Below are 24,415 nucleotides of genomic sequence, written 5' to 3'. Positions count from 1 at the left end.
AAGCCGGTTCCTGCGGGGTGATGTCGAGTCATTAGTCTGGTCAATTAAATTGCATGCAATTCAATTGCACACTATGTTTCATGTTCTTCTTTGTGTCCGAGGCGATCCCATGAGCGATAACCTGCTGTCCATCCCTTGCACCACCATCAAGGGCGAGCAAAAGACCCTGGCGGATTTCGCCGGCAAGGCGATCCTGGTGGTCAACACCGCCAGCAAGTGCGGCTTCACTCCACAGTACAAAGGCCTGGAGCAGCTCTGGCAGCAGTACAAGGACCAGGGCCTGGTGGTGCTGGGCTTCCCGTGCAACCAGTTCGGCAAGCAGGAGCCGGGTGACGAGGGGGCTATTTCCGAGTTTTGCGAGCTGAATTTCGGCGTCAGTTTCCCCCTGTTCAAGAAGGTCGATGTCAACGGGGGCGAGGCCCATCCGCTGTTTGTGCAACTCAAACAGCGCGCGCCGGGCCTGCTGGGTTCCAAGGGCATCAAGTGGAACTTCACCAAGTTCTTGATCGGCCGCGACGGCCAGGTGGTCCAGCGTTTTGCCCCGACCACCAAACCCCAGGAATTGACCCAAGAGATCGAAGCGCTGCTCAAATGACTGACTTGCCTGCCGTATCCCTGGCCCTGGATGACCAGCTGTGCTTCAAGCTGTACGCCGCCTCCCGGGCGGTGACACGAGCCTATAAGCCAATGCTCGACCAGTTGGGCCTGACGTATCCGCAATATCTGGTGATGTTGGTGTTGTGGGAGTGGCATGCCGCTGCCCCGCCGCAGCCGACGGTCAAGGCGCTGGGGGAACGGCTGTTGCTCGATTCCGGGACGCTGACGCCGCTGCTCAAACGCCTGGAGCAACTGACGTTGATCACGCGCCGGCGCAGTACCCATGATGAGCGTGAAGTGCACTTGAGCCTTGCCGAAGCGGGCCAGGCGCTGCGTGAGCGCGTCCAGCCGCTGAAGGCTCGCTTGTTGTGCGACAGCGGCGTGGACCTGAGCCAGGCGGACACCCTGCGCCATGGCCTGGACCAGTTGCTCCGGCAGATCACAGATTTGTCGTAGTCGGCACCCAGAGGTCGAGTAGGGCGTTGAGTTCTTCGCGGCGAAAGGGTTTGGCCAGGTAGTCGTTCATGCCGGCGGCCCGGCACCGTTCGCGTTCCTCGGCCAGGGCATTGGCGGTCAGCGCGACGATCGGCAGCTGCGGCCAGCGCCCGCTGCGGCGAATCTGCCGGCTCGCCTCGTAGCCATCCATGACCGGCATGTTGCAGTCCATCAGCACCATATCGAAACGTTGTTCTTCCAGCTGCTTCAGCGCCTCGCCGCCATGGGCCGCGACCACCACCTCGCAGCCCAGCTTGCCGAGCATGCCCTTGGCCACCAGTTGATTGACCGGGTTGTCCTCCACCAAGAGGATACGCGCCCGATGGGCAACCGGGCTGGTCTCCAATTGGGCCAGGTCGAGGACGATTTCGCTGTCGGCGCGCAGGGTACGGTGCAAGACCTGATACAGCGCCGTGCGACTCAGCGGGCGCGCCTGCTGTTGCAGCGGCGCCAGGGCGGCCACTTCTTCGCTGGGCATGAAATTGCCGTAGGCGGTGACCAGCAGGATCGGAGCGCTGACGGTCGGCCGCAGGCGGAACAGGCATTCGGGGCAGTCGGTGATCAGGATGTCCGGTGCCAGGCCCGTCAAGTCATCGTCGATGGTGTAGCAGTGCGGCGTCAGCCCCCAGTGCGGCAACAGGGTGTGCAGCAGTTCTGCCAGCCCGCTGCTGGCCCCGGTAATCACCGCGACTTCGCCGCTCAACGGCGCCAGTCGTGTCGCCGGGGTGTGGGCGGGGAGTGGCAGTTCGGCACAGAACTGGCTGCCGAAGCCGGTTTCCGAACTGATGGTCAGCCGACCGCGCATGGCTTCGCAAAGATTGTGGGTCAGCGCCAACCCCAGGCCGGTCCCGCCAAACTGGCGGGTAATGCCGGCGCCCGCCTGGGTGAAGGGTTTGAAGATCCGCGCCTGGGCTTCCTGCGCAATGCCGATGCCGGTGTCGCACACTTCGATGCGCACGCCATCGGGTTGCGCACTGAGGCGCACATCGACGCGACCGAACCGGGTGAACTTCAAGGCATTGGACAGCAGGTTACTGACAATCTGCCGGACCCGCGTCGGATCACCCACGACCTGGGCAGGAAACTGCGGATCGATCAGGCAGGTCAACTCCACGCTGGGCGCAGCGTTCTGCGACAACAGGTTGGCGGTGTCTTCCACCAGGGAGCCGAGGTCGAAGGGGATGCTTTCGAGTTCCAGTTGCCCGGCGTCAAACTTGGACAGGTCGAGAATATCGTTAAGCAGTTCTACCAAAACCTTGCCGGAGTCATGGGCGATCGACAATTGTTGGCGCTGCTCGGCGTTCAGCGCGCTGTCCAGAGACAGCGCGATCATGCCAAGCAGCCCATTGAGCGGGGTGCGGATTTCATGGCTCATGTTGGCAAGGAACGCGGCGCGCGCCTGGGCCATGCCCAGGGCGTTGATTTTCGAGGCCTCCAGCTCTTCGTTGGATTGGCTTAGCCGGTGGTTGATCGCCTTGAGTTCGGTGGTACGCGCCGAAACAATGTCTTCCAACTGGCCAAGGTACTCGGTCAGGCGGTCCTCGGCGTGGCGCCGCTGCTGGATTTCGGTCTCCATGTTCTCGAACTGTTGGTTGGCGACGTTGACCAGCACGCCGATCTCATCATGTTCGTGCCCCGGCGGGCAATCCAGGCGAGCCAGGGGCGCGCTGCCGGGGCTGCGCGTGCTCAACTCACGGATGATCCGCACCAGGGGCTGGGTCAGCATCACGTAGAACAGGCCCAGGAGGATGCCGGTCAGGATCAGGCTACGAGCAAAGCCATTGAGTAGGGTGATCTCTGCTCGACGTAGGAATCGGCTGCCGAATGCGTAGGTGTCGACGTCAAGGCGTAACACGCCGAGGGATTCGCCGGGCATATGGGTGAGGTACAGGCGGTCTTCGAACTGGCGGTTGGCGCCGAACAAAAAGTCGCTGATAGGACGGTAGCTACTCTCCTTGCGGGGCCGATCAACGTCAGCCAGCACCAGGCCATTGTTGTCGACCAACTGTGCCCGCGTGATGGCGGGGGAGTGCAGCAGGCCCAGGGTCAACTCCTGGGCCAGTTCGGCGTCGATGTTGTAGGCAATGCGTGAGGCGGGGTTGTGACTGATTTCAAGCAGCGCATGTATTTCACGGTTGATGGACGCGTCTTCGCTGGCATAATCAATGCCGATTTGGATCAGGCTGAGTAAGGTTCCCAACACGAAACCAACCAGCACAGTCAGTCTGGCTTGTTTATAAGACAAGCGGTGGGCGAACTTGATATCCATTGGGTGCTGAGCCACTTCACGTTTCCCTTCGCCCGGCAAGCATAGCTGAACATCCTCAGCGCCAGCCTTGCCCGGTATGAATCGTTTTTTAAGGTGCAGCCGTCTGGCAACTGCGTCAGGGTTGCCAATACGCCATCTTTTTCAAGAACTTGCCACAGGAATAGTCATGGATTCTCGATTGAATGCCTTTCTTGAGCGGGCCGATGCGGTGCTTGCTCGTCTGGAACCCCTCTTGCCCGCACCTCGCGTGGCGGTTGACTGGAACCACTGCCTGGCGGCCCGCTGGCAGCGCGAGGGGCGCAGCGGCTTTTTGCTGCCCCTGGAAGTCAGCCTGGATATGCGCCTGTCCGACCTGATCGGTGTCGACAAACAGCGCGAGCAATTGGCGCGCAATACCCAGCAGTTTCTCGACGGCCTGCCCGCCAACCATGCGTTGCTCTGGGGGTCGCGTGGCACGGGCAAATCGTCGATGGTCCGCGCCTTGCTGGCTCAGCATGCCAAGGCCGGCTTGCGCCTGATCGAAATCGAGCGTGACCACCTGGCCGACCTGCCGCGTGTGGTCGAGCAACTGCTCAAGCTGCCACAGCGTTTTATCCTGTTCTGCGATGACCTCTCGTTCGAGGCTGGCGAAGGCGACTACCGTGTGCTCAAGAGCGTGCTCGACGGCTCGCTGGAGCAGGCCCCGGAAAACGTGTTGCTGTACGCGACCTCCAACCGTCGTCACCTGGTGCCGGAAAACCAGAGCGACAACGACAACTGGAAACGTGTGGATGGTGAGTTGCATCCCAGTGAGGCGGTGGAAGACAAGATCGCCTTGTCCGACCGTTTTGGCCTGTGGTTGTCGTTCTACCCGTTCACCCAGGAACACTTCCTGGACGTGGTGGAGCACTGGATCGGCGAGCTGGCGAACAAGGCGGGTTTGCCGTGGCAGCGCGATGAAGCCCTCGACATCCTTGCGGTGCGCTGGGCCACGGGTCGCGGCAATCGCAACGGCCGGTGCGCCTACCAATTCGCCCGGTACTGGGTGGGCCTTAAATTGCTGGAGCGCCAGCCATGATCGATTTACAGAAGGCGGGCAGCGGCCTTGATGGCTACGCCATGCTTTGTGCGCAACTGGAATCGCTGCTGGCCGATGAGCGTGACTTTATCGCCAACGCGGCGCAGTTTTCGGCGTTCCTGTTCAACCAGCTAGATGACTTGAACTGGGCGGGCTTTTATCTCAACCGTGATGAGGAACTAGTCCTCGGGCCTTTCCAGGGGCAGATCGCCTGTGTGCGGATTCCGTTTGGTCGAGGGGTGTGTGGTGCGGCGGCGGCTTCACGGCAAACCCAGCGGGTGGAGGATGTACATGCGTTTGCTGGGCATATTGCCTGCGACAGTGCGTCCAACAGCGAGTTGGTGGTGCCCTTGGTCAAGGATGGGAGGTTGATTGGGGTGCTGGACCTAGACAGTCCGAAACTGGAGCGTTTCAGGCCAGAGGATCAGGCGGGCATTGAGCGGCTGGCGGCAATTTTTCTGCGGTTGACTGCCTGCTGAATGAGCTGCATTGCCTGTGGGAGCTGGCTTGCCTGCGATGGCGTGGGGGCGTCAGGTGCCCCACGTCTTCGTTAGCGACCATCGCCGGCAAACCGGCTCCTACAGGGTGAGGGTATCCAGTTGCTCTTGCAGCACTTGCTCAAGATCGCACATGGCGTTTTCGATGGCCTTGACCCAGATGGCCAGTTGGGCCCGATCCGCATCCTCGCCAGCCTGCTCCAGCATCTCGCATTGCTCGGCCAGCGTGCGGGCCTGGACGATCCTGGCGGCGCCCTTGATCTTATGGGCCTGGTCGATCAGGTCCTGGTGAGCGCCTTGTGCGAGCAATGCCATCAGTTCCTCGCGATCACGACGGCTGCTGCTCAACAGTTCTTCCAGCAGGCGCCGGCTTAACAACGGATCTCCGCCAGTCAGGGCGTTCAGGCTATCGAGGTCGAAGATCCGCGCTGGCGCCGTCGGGGTGATCTCGGCCAGGTGGCGCTCCAGTGTCGTAAGGCTGATGGGCTTGAACAGGCAGTCACTCATCCCCGCATCCCGGCAGCGCTGTTTTTCCTCCGGCTGGGCATTGGCGGTGAAGCCCAGGATGATGCAGGGCGGCATGTTTTCCCGTTGTTCATGTTCACGGATCGCACGGGCCAGCTCATAGCCATTCATGACCGGCATGTTGCAGTCGGCGATGATCAGGTCGAAGTGTTCCTGGCGCCAGGCCTGGAACCCCGCCGCGCCGTGCTGGACCGCGGTGAACCGGTGCCCGAGGAAGCCCAGTTGCTGGCACATGAGCAGGCGGTTGGCCGGATGGTCGTCCACCACCAGCACATTCAGGATTGCCGCCGCATCCTGGGGCGCAGGCTTGAACTCGATCAGCGGGTAGGCAGGTGCCAGGCTGGTCATCTGCAGCGAGACAAATACCTGGGTGCCGACACTGGGCACGCTGCTCAAGGCCAGTTGCCCGCCCATCATCTCGCACAGGCTGCGACAGATCACCAGTCCAAGACCCGCGCCGCTCCTGGCCAGGTGCCCGGAATTGTCGGCTTGGGAAAAAGGTTCGAACAGGCGTTGCTGGTCGTCGCGGCTGATACCGATGCCGGTGTCCTCGACCACCAGTTTCATCTGGATTTGCTGCGGCTGCCCGGTGGCCTGGATATCCACCTTGATCTTTACCTCGCCCTGTTCGGTGAACTTGATGGCATTGCTCACCAGGTTGGAGAGGATCTGCTTGAAGCGCAGCGGATCGATCTGTACGTCACGCTCGTCGACGCCGGGATTGAACGCCAACAGCAGGTTGAGATTCTTCTGGCGTGCCAGGCCATCGAACACCCGCACTACCGACTCGATCAGTTCGCGCAGGTTGACGCGCTCCGGCGTCAGGCTCAGGCGGCCCGACTCGATGCGCGCGATGTCGAGAATATCGCCAATCAACTCCAGCAAGTCCTTGGCCGAGTTGTAGGCCACCTCGATGGCCGGGCGGTCCAGGTGCCCGTGGTCGGCACGCTTGAGGGTCAACTCCAGCATGCCGATCACCGCGTTCATGGGGGTGCGGATCTCATGGCTCATGGTTGCCAGGAACGTGCTTTTCGCGCGATTGGCCTCATCGGCGCGGTCCTTGGCTGCGCGCAGGTCATCGAACAATTGGCGACGTTCGCTGATGTCGATCCAGCCGCCGATGATGCCCTGGACCTCACCAACGGAGTTACGGTAAGGCAGGATCCAGTGGTAGATCGTCAGGTGTTGCCCGCGAATATGCAGCGGGCGGTCAACGATCAGCGGCTTGCCTTCGGCCACCACCCGCAGATAGTCGGCATGATACTGGTTGGCTTGCGCCTCGCTGGCCAGGCTGCTCTGCATGACACTCTTGCCGATGACCTCCTCGCGCTTGACGCCGAAGACCTGCAGGTAACTGTCATTGCAGGTCTGCAGCAAACCGTTGCGATCGCGCACGTAGATCGGGTGCGGGGTTTCATTGACCAGGGCACGCATGAACTCGTATTGATCGCTCAGGGCCCGCTCTGCCATCTGCCGGTGCTTGATTTGCCGGCGCATATAGCCGTTCCAGGCCAGGGATGTAAGCAGCAGCAGCCCGGCGGCGCTGATGATCTGGATAATCAAGCGGTGGTAGTTGCGCCAGTAGCTGTCGGATGCGGCTGTGTAGCCACGCCAGCGGTTGTTGATCACCCCAAGTTCATCCGGCGCGATGCTCAGCAGTGCTTTGTCGAGGATCGAGGCCAGTTCGGTGGCGCTGCGTGAGGTGGCCAGGGAGAACGAGGCCAGTTGTGTACCGATACTCGAACTGATCTGCAATTGGCCCTGGAAGAAATGAGATGAGAGGAAGTAGTTGGCAATAACCAATGAGTTGACGGCCCCATCCACATGCCCCTGGGCCAGCATTTCCGAGGCCTTGAAGGTATCGCTGGCCTCCACCAGGGTGATCTGCGAATACTCCCGGCGCAGATAGTCCACCAAGGGGTTGCCTTCGGTGATCGCGAGTTTTTTCCCGCTAGTTGCTCAAGAGTCGAGGGCGCTCCAGGCTCCTTGCGTGTCAGTAGAACGTAGGAGTTCTGCAGGTAGGGACGGCTGAAGTCGAGCTTGGCTTCGCGTTCGCGGCTGGGACTGATGGCGGCAATAATATCGGCGTTGCCGTTTTCGACCTGCTCGATCATTTGGTTGACGTTGCGGGTGTTCTGGAACTCCAGGTGCAAGCCCGTGCGTAGCCGTATCAACTCCAGCAGGTCAGCGGTCATGCCACGCAACTGGCCGTCGGAATCGATGAACGTCAGTGGCGCGAGGGTTCCGTTGATGACCACTTTTACCACCGGGTGGTCCTTAAGCCAGCGCTCTTCACGTTGGCTCAACTGCAGCTTGTGGTCGGTCAACAGGATATCGCTACCCGCACTCCAGCGTTTGGCGATGTTTTCCCGCTCGTAGGTCCCTACGCCTGCCAGGACCGCATCGACGATGCCCAGCAGGGTTTGCTGGTTGCGGTGTATGGCAAAGCTGAAGCCGTAGGCTTCGTGCTTGCCGAAAGTGGCCATGCGGATGTTCTTCAGGTAGCCCTTGTTGATCATGTAATGGGTGGAAATAGTATCGCCGAGGAACACGTCGGCCTGGTCGAAGGCCACGGCGTTCAGCGCATTCAAATAAGACGGATAGACCTGGATGATCGCATTCGGGTACAGCGCTTCGACGTCCTTTAGCGGCAGGTAGTGGTAGACAAGGCTCAAGCGCATGCCCGCCAGCCCGTCATTGAGCGGGCGGGTTTCTGCGTCACGGGTGACCAGTACCGGCTGGTCGACCGCGTAGGGCGTTGACAGGACAATGTCGGCGTTGCTCGCTTCAAATCCGTTGGCGCTGCCCAGCAAGTCGATTTTCCCGTCTTCCAGCGCCTGGATGGCCGCCTCCCGCGAGGGGTAGCGCAACACCGTGACGGGCAATGCCAGGGCTTTGGCCAGGATCCCCGCGTAGTCGGCAGTAATACCTTCGTAATCGTGGCCGCTGGCGGTTATGTCGAAGGGCGGGTAGTCGGGTGTCGAGGTTCCCAGCACCAACTCACGTTTGTTTTGTAGCCATTGGCGCTGCGTGGGGTTCAGTTGGGTGTCCAACTGAACGGTACCGGCACGACTCAGCAATGAGTAGCGTTCTGGAGCGGTTTGAGTGGCTGACACGGCTGTACTCAAGCACAGCCCGGCACTCAAAATGATTAGATAGTCCTTTAAACGCCTTGGCATCCTGTTTCTCACACTAACGCGTTGCGTTTTGCCATCTCGATAAGTTCTACCAAGGACTTGGCCTTGAGTTTTTGCATTAGTCGTTTTTTATAAGTGCTGACCGTTTTATTGCTGAGGAACATACCTTTGGCAATCTCCTTGTTTGTACGGCCTTGTGCAAAAAGTTGTAAGACCATAAGTTCTCGGTCATTGACTGACTTGAAAAGATTCAGTTCTTCATTTTCGCCGAGTTCGGCGCCGGTGGTGTTCAATGCTTGACTTGGGAAATAGTTGTAACCTGAAAGTACAGCCCTGATGGCACTTAGTAGTTCACTCAGATCACCTTCTTTGCAGACATAACCATCGGCTCCTGAACGCATGCAGCGTGTGGCAAAAAGTGTCGGGGACTGGGCGGTCAGAATCAACGTTTTCATTGGAGTACTCATTGCATTGAACCTGCAGAGAACCTCCAGTCCGTCGAGCTTGGGGATGCTGATATCAAGTATGATGAGGTCTGGCAGACATTCGCGGACCATTTGTATTGCATCACAACCGTTATCTGTTTCGCCGACAACTTTGTAACCTTCATGTTCCAGCAACATTCGGATTGCAAGTCGAATAACCGGGTGGTCGTCAATAATAAAGACTGTATTCATGAGCCAATTCCATACTAGTGAAAATAAGCGCGCACATTAGCTCAGAAGGTAGGGTAGGAGCATGAAGGGAAGGCTGAGCAGATATAAAACAGGAAAATTCCTACCATAAAAAAGGTATTGGACTACAACGCGCTAAGGCTTTGTTGGCCGTGTTGTAAGAGTTTCCTAGGTGAAAGGTTTGAAAGCTGTGCAGTGTTATTTGTAAGAGGGATGGGGGCGATATTTCATTTGTGAATGCGTTTAATGTCCTACGTTAAATTTTGAAAAGTTACTTTGGCAGCTCTCGGTATGTTGATGCAGTAGGGTACTTCAGCTTTGCCGGGTGATTTGGGGGTAAATGCCAGATGGGGACTCGTTAGTCGTGGGCTAGCGCTGATTGGTTGATCAATTCGATCCAGGCTTCTTTGTTCAAGGGCTTAGCCAAATATCCAAGCAGGCGCAAGTCACGTTGTATTGCCAGGGTTTTCAAATATTCCAGTTCGAGGGCGGGCAGGCCACTTAGCAATACAGCACTTTTGACAAAGCCTGCATGGCTGGCTATCTCCACCAGCTCCAACCCGGTGAGGTCGGGCAGGCATTGGTCACATAACATCACGTCGAAGGGGACCTCGGTTGTACGCATCAACTTGATTGCCTGCTCGGCATTTGCGGCGGGTGTCAGTTGGTCGTAGCCGAAACTCTTGAGCAGGCACTGAATGGCCAGGAGTTGAAACGGGTGATCTTCCACCAGCAGGATGCGCAATTGTCGTTCGGGCATAGGAAGTTCCGTGGAAGTAGCTGTAGGCGCAAAGATGCCAGCCAGTGCCTGTGTCTGTTTGCCCTGTGAGCAAGACGTCGGGCTATCTTGGGTTTGCGTGAATGTAGGAGCTGAGCGCTGGGGTGGATAAGAGAGGGGTGATTATTCATCGGGTGTTGGGGCAAATTCGATCAGGCTGCTCTGGTGCTTGCGTAGGTCGATTCTTCGAGGCAAGCGCCCAGGCAGGAAAACCTGCCTGGGCCATGGCTCATTGAGGGTAGGAGCGCCCGGTCATTTCCCGGGCCATCTCACTGGCGTAGCTATCGGTCATGCCGGCGATGAAGTCGATCATGCGCAGGAATGAGCGATGCAGCGGCCAGTCAGGATGGGGTGCGCTGTTGCCCAGCAAATCCAGGACGCGTCGATTCTTGAAGGATGGAGTACGGCCGCCATGCTGTTCCAGGGCAGCGCCGCAGAAGGTGTTCAGCAGGATCTCCAGGGTGGTGTAGGCGCCGATCTCATGCAGGGTCTTGCGCTTGTCCTGGAAGATTTTCTTGCGTGCCATGTCCTTGGCATTCAGTACACAACGTTTGGCCGGGCCATGCATATGTTCCACCAGGTCGCCTTGCAAGGTCCCGGCCAGTAGCGCCTGCTGTTGCTCGACGAACGCCCGCGCGGCGGCGTTGGTCAGGTGCTCGATGGCCTTGCCCCGCAGGATCGCGAGTTTGCGTCGCCTGGAGTCCTGGGGCCCCAGTTGCCGGTAGGTTTCCGGCAGGTCATCGCCCACCAGGTTCAGCAGCAGCGACTCGACCTCGGCGTACTCCAGCAAGTCCATCTCCAGGCCGTCTTCCAGGTCGATCAAGGCGTAGCAGATGTCGTCGGCGGCCTCCATCAGGTACACCAGTGGGTGGCGTGCCCAGCGTTGTTCCTCGAGTTGCGGCAGGCCGAGTTTCTGGGCGATCTGTTCAAGGATCGGCAATTCACTCTGGTAGCAGCCGAACTTGTGTTTCTTGTAGCCCAGGGAGTCGGCGTGGCGGGCGGTCCATGGGTATTTGAGGTAGGTGCCCAGGGTGGCGTAGGTCAGGCGCGTACCGCCGTCGAACTGGTGATATTCCAATTGCGTCAGCACGCGGAACCCTTGCGCGTTGCCTTCGAAATTGAGGAAGTCATTGCGCTCGGCGCTGCTCATGTCGTCCAGCCAGCCACGGCCGGCTGCCTGCTGGAACCAGTGGCGGATCGCATCTTCGCCGGAATGGCCGAACGGCGGGTTGCCGATGTCATGGGCCAGGCAGGCCGATTGCACCACCATGCCCAGGTCGCTGGGGTCGCACCAGTCAGGCAGGGCGCTGCGAATGGTTTCGCCGACGCGCATGCCCAGGGAGCGCCCCACGCAACTGACTTCCAGCGAATGGGTCAGCCGGGTGTGGATATGATCGTTGCTGGTCACCGGATGGACCTGGGTCTTGCGGCCCAGGCGCCTAAAGGCCCCGGAGAAGATGATCCGGTCATGGTCTTTGTGAAACGGGCTGCGGCCCAGCTCTTCTGGGCTGTGCAGCGGTTTTCCAAGGCGTTCGCGGGTAAGCAGGGTAGGCCAATCCAAGGCGAGGGCTCTCCGTGGGATGAATGTCGACCCCCAGCTTCCCGGTTCGGCGGGCCTGGAGCAAGCGAAAAACTACAGGCCGGCGGCGTCAATATCGATTAACAGCAGGCGCTGACCGTTATCGAAGAATTGTCCTGCTGTCAGGCAGTATTGATTGGTCGTGGCATCGCGGTAGGTACTGGACAGAATCAAGCGGCGTTCCTCCCAGCCTTCGGCCAGCAGGTGATAGAAGTAAGGGCGCCATGACCAGTTGTGGCCCAGGTAGTGGCTGTCGGCTTGCCAGGCATCCTGGCGCCACTCGAAGTTGGGGGTCAGTTGGGTGCCGTGGCGATCGCACTGATAAAACCGCAGCAGCCGGGGAAAGCCCGGCAGCCAGGGCAATTGACTGAGAGGCTCCTGGGCCAGCGCCCAGCCCTGCAGGATCTGCATCAGTTCGATCAGTTGCTGGCGCAGCAGCATGATCCGCCCGCGCTCGGCCAGTTTGTGCTGCACGTAAGCCTGGCGCAGCACGGCGAAACGCGGGACGAATGCGTCGGCGGCGAACCACTCCAGTTGCGCCTGGGCAAACAGGTAGCCCTGGACATACCGCGCGCCACATTCAAGGGCAAAGCGCAGTTGCGCTTCGGTTTCCACGCCTTCGGCAATGATCCAGCATCCGGTTTTTTCCGCCATTTGCGCCAGGGCGCGCACCACCTCACCGCTGGGTCCGCCGAGGGCCGCTGCCTGGAACAGGCGCATATCCAGCTTGAGGATATCCGGGCGCAGGGCAAGGACCCGATCCAGTTGGGAATACCCGGCACCAAAGTCATCAATGGCAATCCGCGCTCCCGCCTCGCGGTAGCGGGCGACGACCTCGGCCAGGCGCTGGCTGTCGCCTCCCAATTCGGTGATCTCAAACACGATGCGCTTTGGATCGACGTCATGGGCTTGTAGCTGTTTCAGGCTGGGCAGGGCTTGACCCGGTCGCAGCAGGGTGATCCAGCGTGGCGAGATATTGAGGCTCAGGAACCAGTCTTCAGGCGCCTCATGCAGGCGGCTCAGGGCGTTGTCGCGGATCTTGCGATCCAGGCGCCGCAGCGCCGAAGTGGGCGTGCGGGCATCGGCGAACAGGGGGCCGACCGAGTGCAGTTGACCATCTGCCTGGCGCAGGCGGCCCAGTGCTTCCACCCCGGCAATGCGCCCGGTGGCGGTGTCGATAAATGGTTGGAAACAGGCGAGCGGTTGCCCGTCAATCACAGAGCCTCCTTAGGGTGCTTCGGCATGAAAAAAGCCCGGTACCTGTAGGGAGGGAACCGGGCCTGATCCGTTTGCAAGAATGCAGCCAATTGTCTCAGGACTTGCGGGAGGCACCCTGCATCGCGAGCTTGATCAAGGGGATCAGCCCTGCACCAAGCCTTACCAGGCGGGTCATGGTGCCGATGCTGCCACCCTTGGCGCCTTTGCCGGTGAAGAATCCCAGCAGGGTCACAGCGGCGACGCCCCACAGCGGCGCATGCTTGATCCCGAACCCGTCCTGCCAGCTTTGGCCCAGGTTGCGCACTTTTTGCAAGGGCAGCAGCAATTGCTGGGACTCGTGGCGAATTTCCTGGCGGTGCATTTCCATGCGCAGGCGGATCAAGGCCTTGCGCATTTCCCGCCGGGAATTGGTTTGCGGCAGTTCAGTCAGGCTCATGGCAGCAGGCGCTCCCGGTCGTTGGCCAACTCTTCGAGGGTGGCGTGGAAAGGCGTGGATTCATCGAACACCGCGGCCTTCAAGCGCAACCCGCAGAACGCTGCGGCGAGTACGTAAAACACGCATAGGCTGATGATCCCGGTCAGGCGATAGGTATCCCAGACCAGGATCATGACCAGCGCCGACAACCCCACCAGCAGCAACAGGGCGAACACCAATGCCAGTCCGGCAAACAGCAGCAGGCTGACGGTGCGTGCCTTCTGTTCCTGCAACTCGATGCCGAACAGCTCGACATGGCTGTGCAGCAAGCCCAGGACAGCCGCGCCGAGGCGCCGCGATGAGGAACTTGGGCCCGTGGACGAGCCGGTTTCGCCGATAGACATGATTAGCGCCTTGTAGCCAGCAGGCCGATCAGAAAGCCCACGCCGGCAGCGATGCCAACGGATTGCCAAGGGTTGGCCTGTACATAGTCCTCGGTGGCGGTGACCGCCGCCTTGCCGCGTTCGCGCAGGGAATCTTCGGTCAATTTCAGGGTTTCCCGGGCCTGCAGCAGGCTGTCGTGGATCTTCGAGCGCAGTTCATCAGCCTGGTCACCGGCCAGAATCGCGGTGTCATCCAGCAGCTTTTCGGTGTCGCTGACCAGGGTCTGGAAATCTTCCATCAGTATTTCTTGAGCAGTCTTCGCCGTTTTTCTGGCCATGGTTATCTCCGTGAGTGGCTGTCTGGTGCTTGAACGGGGTTTTGCTTGAGAGTCGCCGGCATTGCTGAAGGTTCACTGCAATTGTCTGGTACAGCTTTTGCTTTGCCATGGTGCGCCAGCCCAAAGGTTTGCGCGCAATGCGGGCGGTTTCGGCCAAAGCCTTGAAAAACCTTACCCTAAATCACTAAAACCCGTGGAAAAACCCGCAAGTCATTGCTGTCTTCAACAGTCGTCGCGCCAAAGCGGTTCATATCCTCTGTAGAAGGGTAGAGCACGCAGTGCCAATTTAGTGCGCGATCGTAGGGCGATGAACTGCTTTGGTGCTTTTTCCTCAACTGCAGGCCTGCCAATCCCCATGGAAAATGTGCAAAGCGCGGTGGACACCTTGGTCCACAGCTCCAATACGCTGTTTATTCTGATCGGCGCGGTGATGGTCCTGGCGATGCATGCCGGCTTCGCGTTCCTGGAAGTCGGGACGGTACGGCAGAAGAACCAGGTCAACGCGTTGTCGAAAATCCTCAGTGACTTTGCGGTCTCGACCCTGGCCTATTTCTTTATAGGCTATTGGATCTCTTATGGGGTCAGCTTTATGCAGCCGGCCGCGGTGCTCAGTGCCGACCATGGCTACGGCCTGGTGAAGTTCTTCTTCCTGCTGACCTTCGCAGCGGCCATCCCGGCGATCATCTCCGGGGGGATTGCCGAGCGGGCGCGCTTTGTTCCACAGCTGTGCGCCACGGCGTTGATCGTGGCGTTCATCTACCCGTTTTTCGAGGGCATGGTGTGGAATGGCAACTTCGGCCTGCAAGCCTGGTTGCTGGCGACCTTTGGTGCGACGTTCCACGACTTTGCCGGTTCCGTGGTGGTGCACGCCATGGGTGGTTGGCTGGCGCTGGCGGCGGTGTTGCTGCTGGGCCCACGCCAGGGCCGCTATCGCGATGGGCGCCTGGTGGCGTTCGCGCCTTCGAGCATCCCGTTCCTGGCGCTGGGTTCGTGGATATTGATCGTCGGCTGGTTCGGTTTCAACGTCATGAGCGCGCAGACCTTGTCCGGGGTGAGCGGGTTGGTGGCGGTCAATTCGCTGATGGCCATGGTGGGCGGCACCGTGGCGGCACTGGTGATCGGGCGAAATGACCCAGGCTTCCTGCACAACGGCCCGTTGGCCGGGCTGGTGGCGATCTGCGCGGGCTCCGACCTGATGCATCCGGTGGGCGCGCTGGTTACCGGTGTGGTGGCTGGCGGCTTGTTCGTCTGGTGCTTTATCGCGGCCCAGGACCGGTGGAAGATCGATGATGTGCTGGGTGTCTGGCCGCTGCATGGCCTGTGTGGCGTGTGGGGCGGGATTGCCTGCGGGATTTTCGGCCAGAGCGCCTTGGGTGGGTTGGGCGGCGTAAGCCTGATCAGCCAGTTGATCGGCACCGCCCTGGGAGTGGTGTTGGCCCTGGCTGGCGGGTTGCTGGTGTACGGCGTGCTCAAGCGTATCTGCGGCCTGCGCTTGAGCCAGGAAGAGGAGTACTACGGCGCGGACTTGTCGATCCATAAGATTGGCGCCGTCAGTCAGGATTGATCGGGGCTGCACGGTTGTCGTCGGTGTGCTGGTAGAAGCCGTGGAGCAAGCGGTAGCGGTTGCGCCGCACTTCGTCGACCCGGTCGCGCACCTGCTGGTCGGGCAGGCCGAGCATGATCATCGCGTGCGAGGCGAGCATCAGGCTTGACTCCAGTAGCTCGGGCACCACTTCACTGGCCCCGGCGGCTTTCAGTTCAGTCAGCTGGCTGTCGTCGCGGGTGCGCACCAGGATCGGCACTTTATGGTTGATCCGCCGTGCTTCCTTGAGCACCGCCAGGGCCACGTCGCTATTGTCCACGGCAATCACCACCAGGCGCGCGCGCTCCAGGCCGACGGCGCTGAGCAGGGCACCGCGCCGGCAATCACCATAATGCACGCTGCTGTCCTCGGTGGCGGCTTCCTGCACGCGCTCGGGGTCATCGTCCAGGGCAATGAACGCTTGTTGTTCACGGCGCAGGAAGCGCCCGATGGATTGACCGACCCGGCCATAGCCGCAGATCACCACATGCCCGCGTAGCTCAGCATTGAGCGCGGTGATGGCCTCCAGTTGCACTTGCTGGTTGGGTTTGCGATGCAGGCGCAGCGCGATCGCGGGCGCGGCCCGCAGCAGCAAGGGCGTGAGCAGCATGGAGCAGAACGTCGCTGCCAGTAGCAGGCTGCTGATTTCGCCGGGCAGCATATTGCTCAATTGCATCTGCGCCATCAGCGCAAAGCAGAACTCGCCGCCCTGGGCCAGCGCCAGGCCACTGCGCCAGGCGGTTTCGCTGTCGCTGCCGCGCAGCTTGACCAGCGCGGCGACGATGCAGCCCTTGATCAACATCAGCGCCAGGGTCAGCCCGAGGATCTGCAGGCTGTGGCTGATGAACAGCTGCAAGTCGATCAGCATGCCGATACTGACAAAGAACAGCCCCAGGAGAATGTCGCGAAACGGTCGGATATCCGCTTCGATCTGGTGCCGGTAATGGCTTTCCCCCAGCAGCATGCCCGCCAGGAACGCGCCGAGGGCTGGCGACAGGCCCAGCAGGTGCGTGAGCCAGGCCGTGAGTAGCACGATCACCAGGGCCAGCAGTACGAACAGCTCCGCCGAATGCGAGGCGGCCACTTCGTGGAACAGGCGCGGCAGCAGCCAACGGCTTGCAAGCAGCAGGCCGAGGAACAGCACCACGGTCTTGCCCAGGGTCAGCGGCAGAGCCCAATACCAGGCCTGCTCGCTGCTGCCGGCGAACACCGGCACCAGGGTCAGCAACAGCACCGCGACCACGTCCTGGAACAACAGCACGCCTATTGCGTTTTGCCCATGGCTACTGAAAATCTCCCCCAGGCTGGTCAGCTCCTTGCTCACAATCGCGGTGGATGACAGCGCGAGCCCTGCCCCCAGCAGCAATGCGGCCACCGGCGACATGCCCATCAACAGCAGCAAGGCGCCCAGCACCACGGCGCAGCACAACACTTGCAGGCTGCCGAGGCCAAACACCACCCGGCGCAGGCTGAGCATCTTGGACAGGGAAAACTCCAGGCCCAGGGAAAACAGCAGGAACACCACGCCCAGTTCGGCGAGGTCTGGCAGGTCTTCGCTGTCATTGACCCAGTCCAGGGCGGTTGGCCCGACGGCCAGGCCCACGCACAGGTAGCCGAGCACCGGCGGCAGTTGCAGCCGGCGGAACAGTGCAATGACGACCAGGGATGAGGCAAGAATGATCAGCAGGTTGGCAAACACAGACATCTCCGTCGGGGTGTTGCAGGAAAAAAGCCGCGAGAATCGCTGAATCAGTTATAGGCCATGGTGATCTGGATCAGGTCTTTGGCATGACTCGACGAGGTTTTTCCCGCGGCCTAGAATGAGGACCTGTTTCTTATCGGGTCTGTACATCATGCCTCCTGAATGCCAGTTGTTCGGCACCCTGGGCTGCCATCTGTGTGAGCTTGCCGAAGATGAAATCATGCCGTTGGTCGAACATGGGCTGTTGGTCGAGTTGGTGGATATCGCTGATTCCGAAGCGCTGTTCGAAGCCTACGGCCTAAGTATTCCGGTGCTGCGCCGGGTGGATACCGGGGCGGAACTGGGTTGGCCGTTCGACACTGAACAGGTGGTCGCCTTTCTAATCTAGCGCCATCCCCATGGCAGGTTGCTGATTATTCGGTTACTGTATGTTTGTACAGCGATTGAGTGAGAGGGAACGCCCGTGGTGAATGTCGAACAACTGAAAAGCAGCGTCAACCGCATGTCCGTCGACGTCGTGCGCGATGCTGTGAATGAGCTGCGGCTCGATGGCCTGGTCACGGAAGGCAAGACGCCGTTCAACAAAGTGCATTTCAATACCTGCTTTGCCGAAATCGAAGCATTGTTCCAGCGCGCCGGTTATCACAAGCAACTGGACGTGGTGGGATACCAGGGCTTGCTGTACGCCTTGTACGACCCTGGCCGCTGGGAGGCGGTGGACGTGCTGCGCTGGCTCAAGGAATTCACCGAGGCTGCCAGTGCTTCGCCGGTGTTGCGGGCCGAATTGGTCAGGGCTTGAGCTTCTGGGGGATAATGCCCCCTTTGTTTCCAGGCCTTGAGCGTACGCATGTCCGATACCGGTTTTTCCGCTGCCCAGAACCAAGCCAGTACCTTGTACCTGCCGCCTGGCCCCTGGGTGACGGTACTCGATTGCCTGTGCGAGCATTTTCGCGCCATCGGCCGCGAGCAGTGGCTGGACCGCATCGCCCGTGGCCGGGTGCTGGATGGCAACGGCCAGCCCATCGGCGTGGACCTGGCCTACAAGGAAGGCTTGCGCATCCACTACTTTCGCGAAGTGCCGGATGAAAAGCCGATCCCGGTGCAGGAAACCATCCTGTACGCCGATGAGCATCTGGTGGTGGTCGACAAGCCGCACTTCCTGCCAGTGACGCCCGCCGGCGAATATGTCGAGCAGACTTTACTGCGCCGCCTGATCCGCCGCCTGGATAACCCGTCGCTGGTGCCGCTGCATCGCATTGATCGCCATACCGCAGGGCTGGTGTTGTTCTCGGCCAACCCGCAAAGCCGCTCGGCGTATCAGCAACTGTTCCCCACCCGCCAGATCGATAAAATCTACGAAGCCATTGCCCCTGCCTTGCCTGCGCTGACATTCCCGCTGGTGCACAAGAGTCGCCTGGTGGAGGGCGAACCGTTCTTCCGCATGCAGGAAGGGCCCGGTGCAAGCAACACGGAAACGGCGGTGCAGGTGCGCGAAAAAAACGGCGACCTGTGGCGCTATGGCCTGTTTCCGGTGACCGGCAAGAAGCATCAACTGCGCGTACATATGACGGCGCTGGGCGCGAGCATCTGCAACGACCCGTTTTATCCCGAGGTCATCAAGGATGCCGTGGATGACTACGCCAACCCGCTCAAGTTGCTGGCCCAGGGTGTACGGTTTATCGACCCGGTAACCGGCGAGCAGCGCAGTTTCAGCAGCAGAATCGTGCTGGACTGGTGATATTTCCCACGCGCCAGATACAACAAAGCCCGCTCAAAAGCGGGCTTTGTTGTATCTGGCGTTAAGACTTACAGGTCTTTAACGGTGCGAACCTGATCCTTGTTGATGCGGGTACGCTTGCCATCCAGTTGTTCGAATTCGTAGAAGCCCGAATCCTGATCGAATTTAGGGGTGTCGACAGCCTGGATTTCGCGACCGTCATTCAGGGTGATCACTGTTGGCGAGGCGCAACCGGCGAGGGTGGCAAGGCCCAGTGCAAGCATGAGAGCGGCGATGGTCCGTTGAGTCATGAGTCTTCTCCGAGAGTAATGCTGTGTTGAGTTCTGACCTTGTGACGTGTGCAACGTCGGCAAAGTTCCTTGTTCTAGCACTCATTCTGACACGCCGGGGCGTGGGTGCAACAACTCTGGTGTATTGAGGTTGGCCAGGCGCGGATCGTTTTCGGCGCATTCGAGCGCCTTTGCCCCCAGTTTCAGCAGGATCTGGCGCGGGCTGCGCTCTGCAGCCTGCCAGGCGCGCTCCACATCACCGCGCAGGCGCGTCGGTATGACGCAGAGCAAAGGCTCCCAGAACTCGCCATGGCGGATCATCACCGGCACCTGTGGGTGTTGCCGTGCGGTGTCGAGCAGGTCTGCCAGCAACTGCCCATCGATGTGCGGCACATCACAGGGCAAGATCAATAGATGTTCATGGCGCGCGGCGGTCAGCCCGGCGCGGATACCGGCCAAGGGGCCCGGGAAGTCCGGACTGTCGTCGCTTACCAACTGGTCGGCATAGGCGGCGTACTGCACCTGGTTGCGGTTGCAGGAGATGATCAAGTCATCGGTCAACGGCCGCACCAACTGGTGCAGGTGAGCAATCAGCGGTTGCCCGTGCCAGTCGAGCAGGCCCTTGTCCAGGCCGCCCATGCGCTGGCCGCGACCGCCGGCCAGCAACAGGATCGAGCAGGGCAGGGGCGAAGAATTGAATGGCATGACGGCTCCGCGCAGGCAGTGAAATAGGGGCCTGTGATATAACATCGGGCTGTTTCTTAGACAACCGGACCGAGCCATGAAAGCCAAGGCTGATGCGCCTTTCGTACCTCTTAACATCGCTGTACTGACCGTCAGCGATACCCGCACCCTGGAAACCGATACCTCCGGGCAAGTCTTCGTTGACCGCCTGCTCGCGGCCGGCCACCGCCTGGCCGAGCGGGTACTGCTCAAAGATGACCTCTACAAAATCCGTGCGCAAGTGGCGCACTGGATCGCCGAGGACGTGGTGCAAGTGGTGTTGATCACCGGCGGTACCGGCTTTACCGGCCGCGACAGCACCCCGGAAGCTGTCAGTTGCCTGCTGGACAAGCAGGTGGATGGGTTTGGCGAGCTGTTCCGGCAGATCTCGGTGGCCGATATCGGCACCTCCACCGTGCAGTCCCGCGCCCTGGCCGGCCTGGCCAATGGCACCCTGGTGTGCTGCCTGCCGGGCTCCACCAACGCGGTGCGTACCGGTTGGGACGGGATTCTCGCCGAACAACTGGATGCCCGCCATCGCCCGTGCAATTTTGTGCCGCACCTCAAGCTGGCCGAACCGTGTGAATCCCGTGGATAAGCCGGGCAAGACCGGCGCGTTGATGCCGGTAGAAGAAGCACTTGAGCGCTTGTTGAACATGGCCGAGGCCGCGCCAATCCGTGAGCAGCAATACCTGCCATTGGCTGAGTGCGACGGGCGCGTATTGGCCGAGGCGCTGGTCTCCACCCTTGACCTGCCGCCCTGGCCCAACAGTGCGATGGACGGCTACGCCTTGCGCACTGCCGATTGGACGGGTGAGCCGCTGCCGGTGAGCCAGCGTATTTTCGCCGGGCAAGCCCCGGAGCCCCTGGCGGCGGGGACCTGCGCGCGGATCTTCACCGGCGCCCCGGTCCCGCAAGGCGCCGACTGCGTAGAAATGCAGGAAAACGCCGAGGTGCAAGCCGACCAGCGCGTGCGCTTCACCCAGGCGCTGCACGTAGGGCAAAACATCCGGCCCAAGGGCCAGGAGACTACGGTCGGCGAAGAAGTCCTGACGGCGGGTACGCGGCTCGGCCCGATTGAACTGGGCCTGGCGGCCTCCCTGGGGCGCGACCGCCTGGCGGTGGTGCGGCGCGTGCGTGTGGCGGTGCTGTCGACGGGCGATGAATTGATCGAGCCCGGCCTGCCGTTGGGGCCGGGGCAGATCTACAACAGTAACCGGCGGGTGTTGTGCAGCTGGTTGCAACGCCTGGGTTGCGAGGTGATCGACGCGGGTATCCTGCCCGATGACCTGGAACTGACCCGTACCCGCCTCGGCGCACTGGGTTCGGTGGACCTGATTTTGTCCACCGGCGGGGTCTCGGTGGGAGAGGCGGATTTCCTCGGTATCGCACTGCGCGAGGAGGGCGAACTGGCCTTGTGGAAGCTGGCGATCAAGCCTGGCAAACCGCTGACTTTCGGCCACTTTCGCGGCGTGCCGGTGATCGGTCTGCCGGGGAACCCGGCGTCCACCCTGGTCACGTTCGCCCTGTTGGCACGGCCATACCTGTTGCGCCGCCAGGGGGTCGAGGTGGTGCAGCCCCTGCGTTTCGAGGTGCCGGTAGGGTTCGTCTGGGCCAAGCCGGGCAACCGTCGCGAATACCTGCGCGGGCGCCTGGAGCAAGGGCGGGCGGTGATCTACCAGAACCAGAGTTCTGGTGTATTGCGCAGCGCCGCCTGGGCCGAGGGTTTGGTGGAAGTACGGGAGGGCAGCACCTTGGCCATCGGTGACCGGGTGAATTTCATTCCCCTGAGTGAAGTGTTGGGCTGAAGAATTAATTTACAGCCCAATGGCTTTTTTCTGACTGCTGAAGGTCAACATCCCTCAGGTCCCCTCCAAAGATAGGAGCTTCACCCCATGAGCAAACCCAAGGCACTGTTGATTCTGCACGGCAAGCAAGCCCTCAACGAAGACGTGCGGGCGGCAGTGCAAGGCAAGCGCGAGCAGGGGTGGGAGCTGGCGGTGCGTGTCACCTGGGAGGGCGGCGATGCCCAGCGCCTGGTAGGTGAAGCCCTGGATGCCGGCTACACACGCCTGATCGCGGGCGGCGGCGACGGCACCTTGCGCGACGTGGCCGAGGCCATGGCACGCGCCAAGACTGACGCCAGCCTGGTGCTGATGCCCCTGGGCACCGCCAATGACTTCGCCCGGGCGGCCGGGGTGCCGCTGGAGCCGCGCCTGGCGCTGGAGCTGCTGGACGTGGCGCCGCAAGCCATCGACCTGGGGGAGGTGGGCGGGCAGGTGTTCCTCAATATGGCCACCGGCGGCTTTGGCAGCCAGGTTACCGCCAACACCTCCGAAGACCTGAAAAAGGTATTGGGTGGCGCGGCCTATCTGTTCACCGGCCTGTCGCGTTTCAGCGAGCTGCGGGCCGCCTATGGGGAACTGGTGGGCCCGGACTTCCATTGGCGCGGCGAGTTGCTGGCCCTGGGCATCGGCAACGGTCGCCAGGCCGGGGGCGGGCATGAGCTGTGCCCGGGCGCCCTGGCCGATGATGGCCTGCTGGATATCAGCATCCTGCCCGCGCCCCAGGAAGTGGTCGGCACCTTGCGCAGCCTGATGACCGACGGCTGGGGCCTGGACAACCTGTTCGTACGGGCACGCCTGCCGTGGGTGGAGATCAAGGTGGCCGAAGGGTTGGACATCAACCTCGATGGCGAGCCGCTCAAAGGCGATGACCTGCGTTTTTGCGCCTTGCCCAAGGCCTTGCAGGTGCACTTGCCGGTGGATTCGCCGTTGCTGGCTAATCGTCCAGGCTGATGATTTGTTCGCGCACGGCAAACAGCACCAGGCCGGCCACATCGAAAATCTGCAAGCGCTTCATGATCTGCGAGCGGTGGGCTTCCACGGTCTTGATACTCAGGCCCAGGCCGTGGGCGATTTCCCGGGTGGACTTGCCGCGCACGATCAGGCGCAGGATTTCCAGCTGGCGTGCCGTCAGGTTGTGGCGCTGTGTAGGAGGTGCCGGGTGGGACTGGCTGTGGATCAAGGCCTGGTTGATCACCGTGTGGGCGATCGCCGGGCTCAGGTAGCGCTCGTTGTTGCGCAGTGCCAGCAGCGCGTGTTCCAGCTCATTGGCGGTGGTGTCCTTGAGCAGGTAGCCGTGGGCACCGGCCTCCAGGGCCCGCATGATCAATTGCGGGTCGGTGTGCATCGAAAGGATCAGCACCTTGCTCTTGGGGTAGGCGTGCTTGAGTTGCTGCAGCGCATCCAGGCCGCTGGTGTGCTTCATCGACAAATCCAGCAGGACGATATCGGGCTGCAAGGCGTCGAATTGTGCGAGCACTTGCGCGCCGTCGTTGGCTTCGCCAATCACCGCATAGCCGGGGATGTCGAGGATCAGCGCGCGCACGCCGGCGCGGATCAGTGCGTGGTCATCTACCAGGAGTAAATTGCAGGTCACTCTAGAACCTTAGGGGGACTGGCCCGCTCGAGGGTGCGCGGCGCCCAGGGGAACAGCGCTTCGATCCGCGTGCCAAAGCCGGGTTGGCTATTGACCGTCAGCAGGCCGCCCAGTTGATCAATGCGCTCGGACATGCCCGCCATCCCGCTTTGCCCTGCAAGGCCTGGGTCGGTGGCGGGCGAGAAGCCCTGGCCGTCATCGCTGATAAACAGCGAGAGCCCCTGGGGCAAGCGTCGCAGGCGCACCAGCAGGTTGCGCGCCTGGGCGTGGCGCAGCATGTTGGTCACGGCCTCCTGGGTAATACGGAAGGCTGCCACGGCCATCTCTTCCGGAATCCCGGTCAGGCGTTGCTGGCATTCCAGGCTCCAGTGCACCGGGGTGTTTTCCAGGGTCTTGAGCAGGTGCGCGCGCAGGCTCGCTTCCAGGCCCAGGCTGGTGAGTTGCCGTGGGTTGAGAATGGCCGACACGTCGCGCACTTTGGCCAGGGTTTCGTTGAGGGTGTTGCACAGTACGCCGCACTGTTCCTGCAATTCTTTCGGGAGGCGGCGCTGCAGCCAATCGCTTTGCAGCTTGGCGGCGGTCAGCAATTGGCCGATATCGTCGTGCAATTCGCGGCTGAGGCGATGACGCTCGTTTTCCTGGACCTGCAACAGGCGGTCGGCCAACTCCTGGGGCTGGAACTTGATCGATTTACGCGAGCGCCATCGCTGCAGGCCCGCTGCGGCCAGGGCGGCGAGGTTGAGCAGCAGCAAAAATATCGGCAGCGGCGCTTCGTGGGCATACACCCACAGGCTGACCAGGGTCGCGCACAGGCACAGGCCAAGCGTGACCCAACGGGTAGTGCCCGGGGAGACGAACCTGGCGATAAGTGACTTGGGGCTGGCGTACATAGCAGATGGAGCCGATGGAGGTTCGCTGCGGGTAGACCGGTCATGACCGCTGGCCGGGCTCTGTTTGGAAAGCGAGTGAGTTGGGTGTTGGTTCGAGGGGCTTCTCGG

Annotated in this window: 23 protein-coding genes and 2 pseudogenes; 11 read left to right on the top strand and 14 right to left on the bottom strand. The window is 61.1% G+C overall.

Going from position 1 to position 24,415, the window contains the following annotated elements; genetic code table 11:
- Window positions 1–109: 109 nt before the first annotated feature.
- The gene (locus tag HBO05_RS21110) at window positions 110–595 is read left to right on the top strand and encodes a glutathione peroxidase (RefSeq protein ID WP_169952630.1); all 486 of its coding nucleotides are present in this window, start codon (window positions 110–112) and stop codon (window positions 593–595) included.
- The gene (locus tag HBO05_RS21105) at window positions 592–1,053 is read left to right on the top strand and encodes a MarR family transcriptional regulator (RefSeq protein ID WP_169952628.1); all 462 of its coding nucleotides are present in this window, start codon (window positions 592–594) and stop codon (window positions 1,051–1,053) included. The genes HBO05_RS21110 and HBO05_RS21105 overlap by 4 nt, the downstream gene beginning before the upstream one ends.
- On the opposite strand, the gene HBO05_RS21100 is transcribed toward HBO05_RS21105, so the two are convergent.
- Window positions 1,037–3,361, bottom strand: a complete 2,325-nt coding sequence (locus HBO05_RS21100) for a response regulator (RefSeq protein ID WP_169952863.1) — start codon at window positions 3,359–3,361, stop codon at window positions 1,037–1,039. The two genes, HBO05_RS21105 and HBO05_RS21100, sit on opposite strands and share 17 nt — an antisense overlap.
- A 166-nt stretch (window positions 3,362–3,527) precedes the next feature.
- Between HBO05_RS21100 and HBO05_RS21095 the strand changes: the two genes are divergently transcribed.
- A complete protein-coding gene (locus HBO05_RS21095; protein ID WP_170042821.1) occupies window positions 3,528–4,418 on the top strand; it encodes an ATP-binding protein in 891 nt (296 codons plus the stop codon).
- A complete protein-coding gene (locus tag HBO05_RS21090) occupies window positions 4,415–4,897 on the top strand; it encodes a GAF domain-containing protein (protein ID WP_172313950.1) in 483 nt (160 codons plus the stop codon). Before HBO05_RS21095 ends, HBO05_RS21090 begins: the two co-directional genes overlap by 4 nt.
- A 99-nt stretch (window positions 4,898–4,996) precedes the next feature.
- Here HBO05_RS21090 and HBO05_RS21085 read toward each other — a convergent pair.
- From HBO05_RS21085 to HBO05_RS21050, 8 genes and pseudogenes are all read right to left on the bottom strand, one after another.
- Window positions 4,997–8,619: pseudogene (locus HBO05_RS21085) on the bottom strand (transporter substrate-binding domain-containing protein).
- Between the two features lie 8 nt (window positions 8,620–8,627).
- A complete protein-coding gene (locus HBO05_RS21080) occupies window positions 8,628–9,254 on the bottom strand; it encodes a response regulator transcription factor (protein ID WP_169952620.1) in 627 nt (208 codons plus the stop codon).
- 355 nt (window positions 9,255–9,609) lie between these two features.
- On the bottom strand, window positions 9,610–10,011 hold the full coding sequence (locus HBO05_RS21075; RefSeq protein ID WP_169952618.1) for a response regulator: 402 nt from the start codon (window positions 10,009–10,011) through the stop codon (window positions 9,610–9,612).
- Window positions 10,012–10,258: 247 nt separating this feature from the next.
- A complete protein-coding gene (locus HBO05_RS21070) occupies window positions 10,259–11,590 on the bottom strand; it encodes a deoxyguanosinetriphosphate triphosphohydrolase (protein WP_169952616.1) in 1,332 nt (443 codons plus the stop codon).
- 72 nt (window positions 11,591–11,662) lie between these two features.
- A complete protein-coding gene (locus HBO05_RS21065) occupies window positions 11,663–12,826 on the bottom strand; it encodes an EAL domain-containing protein (RefSeq protein WP_170042824.1) in 1,164 nt (387 codons plus the stop codon).
- A 94-nt stretch (window positions 12,827–12,920) separates the two neighbouring features.
- Complete coding sequence (locus tag HBO05_RS21060; RefSeq protein WP_170042825.1) at window positions 12,921–13,262, bottom strand: hypothetical protein; 342 nt, start codon at window positions 13,260–13,262, stop codon at window positions 12,921–12,923.
- Complete coding sequence (locus tag HBO05_RS21055; protein ID WP_169952610.1) at window positions 13,259–13,645, bottom strand: phage holin family protein; 387 nt, start codon at window positions 13,643–13,645, stop codon at window positions 13,259–13,261. The genes HBO05_RS21060 and HBO05_RS21055 overlap by 4 nt, the downstream gene beginning before the upstream one ends.
- 2 nt (window positions 13,646–13,647) lie before the next feature.
- On the bottom strand, window positions 13,648–13,962 hold the full coding sequence (locus HBO05_RS21050) for a YqjD family protein (RefSeq protein WP_029298079.1): 315 nt from the start codon (window positions 13,960–13,962) through the stop codon (window positions 13,648–13,650).
- Window positions 13,963–14,317: 355 nt separating this feature from the next.
- On the opposite strand from HBO05_RS21050, the gene HBO05_RS21045 reads away from it, so the two are divergent.
- Window positions 14,318–15,526, top strand: coding sequence for an ammonium transporter (locus tag HBO05_RS21045; RefSeq protein WP_172313948.1), 1,209 nt, complete (start codon window positions 14,318–14,320; stop codon window positions 15,524–15,526).
- Here the strand turns inward: HBO05_RS21045 and HBO05_RS21040 are convergent.
- Window positions 15,513–17,249 carry a monovalent cation:proton antiporter-2 (CPA2) family protein gene (locus HBO05_RS21040; protein WP_172313946.1) on the bottom strand — a complete coding sequence of 579 codons (1,737 nt, stop codon included), beginning with the start codon at window positions 17,247–17,249 and terminating at the stop codon, window positions 15,513–15,515. The two genes, HBO05_RS21045 and HBO05_RS21040, sit on opposite strands and share 14 nt — an antisense overlap.
- 148 nt (window positions 17,250–17,397) lie before the next feature.
- On the opposite strand from HBO05_RS21040, the gene HBO05_RS21035 reads away from it, so the two are divergent.
- The 3 genes from HBO05_RS21035 (at window position 17,398) to HBO05_RS21025 (ending at window position 18,984) form a co-directional block, all read left to right on the top strand.
- Window positions 17,398–17,634, top strand: a complete 237-nt coding sequence (locus HBO05_RS21035; protein ID WP_169952603.1) for a glutaredoxin family protein — start codon at window positions 17,398–17,400, stop codon at window positions 17,632–17,634.
- Window positions 17,635–17,709: 75 nt separating this feature from the next.
- Window positions 17,710–18,045, top strand: coding sequence for a transcriptional regulator (locus HBO05_RS21030; protein ID WP_169952600.1), 336 nt, complete (start codon window positions 17,710–17,712; stop codon window positions 18,043–18,045).
- A 48-nt stretch (window positions 18,046–18,093) separates the two neighbouring features.
- On the top strand, window positions 18,094–18,984 hold the full coding sequence (locus tag HBO05_RS21025) for a pseudouridine synthase (protein ID WP_172313944.1): 891 nt from the start codon (window positions 18,094–18,096) through the stop codon (window positions 18,982–18,984).
- Between the two features lie 68 nt (window positions 18,985–19,052).
- On the opposite strand, the gene HBO05_RS21020 is transcribed toward HBO05_RS21025, so the two are convergent.
- A complete protein-coding gene (locus tag HBO05_RS21020; protein WP_029298091.1) occupies window positions 19,053–19,274 on the bottom strand; it encodes a YgdI/YgdR family lipoprotein in 222 nt (73 codons plus the stop codon).
- A gap of 81 nt (window positions 19,275–19,355) precedes the next feature.
- Window positions 19,356–19,958, bottom strand: coding sequence for a molybdenum cofactor guanylyltransferase MobA (mobA, locus tag HBO05_RS21015; RefSeq protein WP_170058942.1), 603 nt, complete (start codon window positions 19,956–19,958; stop codon window positions 19,356–19,358).
- 76 nt (window positions 19,959–20,034) lie between these two features.
- Here mobA and moaB point away from each other — a divergent pair, with 76 nt between their 5' ends.
- From moaB to yegS, 3 genes and pseudogenes are all read left to right on the top strand, one after another.
- Window positions 20,035–20,574 (top strand): molybdenum cofactor biosynthesis protein B, encoded by a 540-nt coding sequence (gene moaB, locus HBO05_RS21010; protein ID WP_029298095.1) that lies wholly within the window; start codon window positions 20,035–20,037, stop codon window positions 20,572–20,574.
- Window positions 20,558–21,784, top strand: coding sequence for a gephyrin-like molybdotransferase Glp (gene glp, locus HBO05_RS21005; protein ID WP_169952592.1), 1,227 nt, complete (start codon window positions 20,558–20,560; stop codon window positions 21,782–21,784). Before moaB ends, glp begins: the two co-directional genes overlap by 17 nt.
- 87 nt (window positions 21,785–21,871) lie before the next feature.
- A pseudogene (yegS, locus tag HBO05_RS21000) lies at window positions 21,872–22,796 on the top strand (lipid kinase YegS); the annotation flags it as partial.
- Here the strand turns inward: yegS and HBO05_RS20995 are convergent.
- Window positions 22,758–23,417 carry a response regulator transcription factor gene (locus HBO05_RS20995; protein ID WP_169952586.1) on the bottom strand — a complete coding sequence of 220 codons (660 nt, stop codon included), beginning with the start codon at window positions 23,415–23,417 and terminating at the stop codon, window positions 22,758–22,760. The pseudogene yegS and the gene HBO05_RS20995 sit on opposite strands and share 39 nt — an antisense overlap.
- Window positions 23,414–24,307, bottom strand: a complete 894-nt coding sequence (locus tag HBO05_RS20990; RefSeq protein WP_169952583.1) for a sensor histidine kinase — start codon at window positions 24,305–24,307, stop codon at window positions 23,414–23,416. The genes HBO05_RS20995 and HBO05_RS20990 overlap by 4 nt, the downstream gene beginning before the upstream one ends.
- Between the last annotated feature and the right edge of the window lie 108 nt (window positions 24,308–24,415).

The sequence above is a fragment of the Pseudomonas sp. WS 5079 genome (genome assembly GCF_012985465.1).
Classification (GTDB): Bacteria; Pseudomonadota; Gammaproteobacteria; order Pseudomonadales; family Pseudomonadaceae; genus Aquipseudomonas.
The sequence above is the reverse complement of the archived record's forward strand: the minus strand, read 5'-3'. Positions and strand labels throughout refer to the sequence as shown.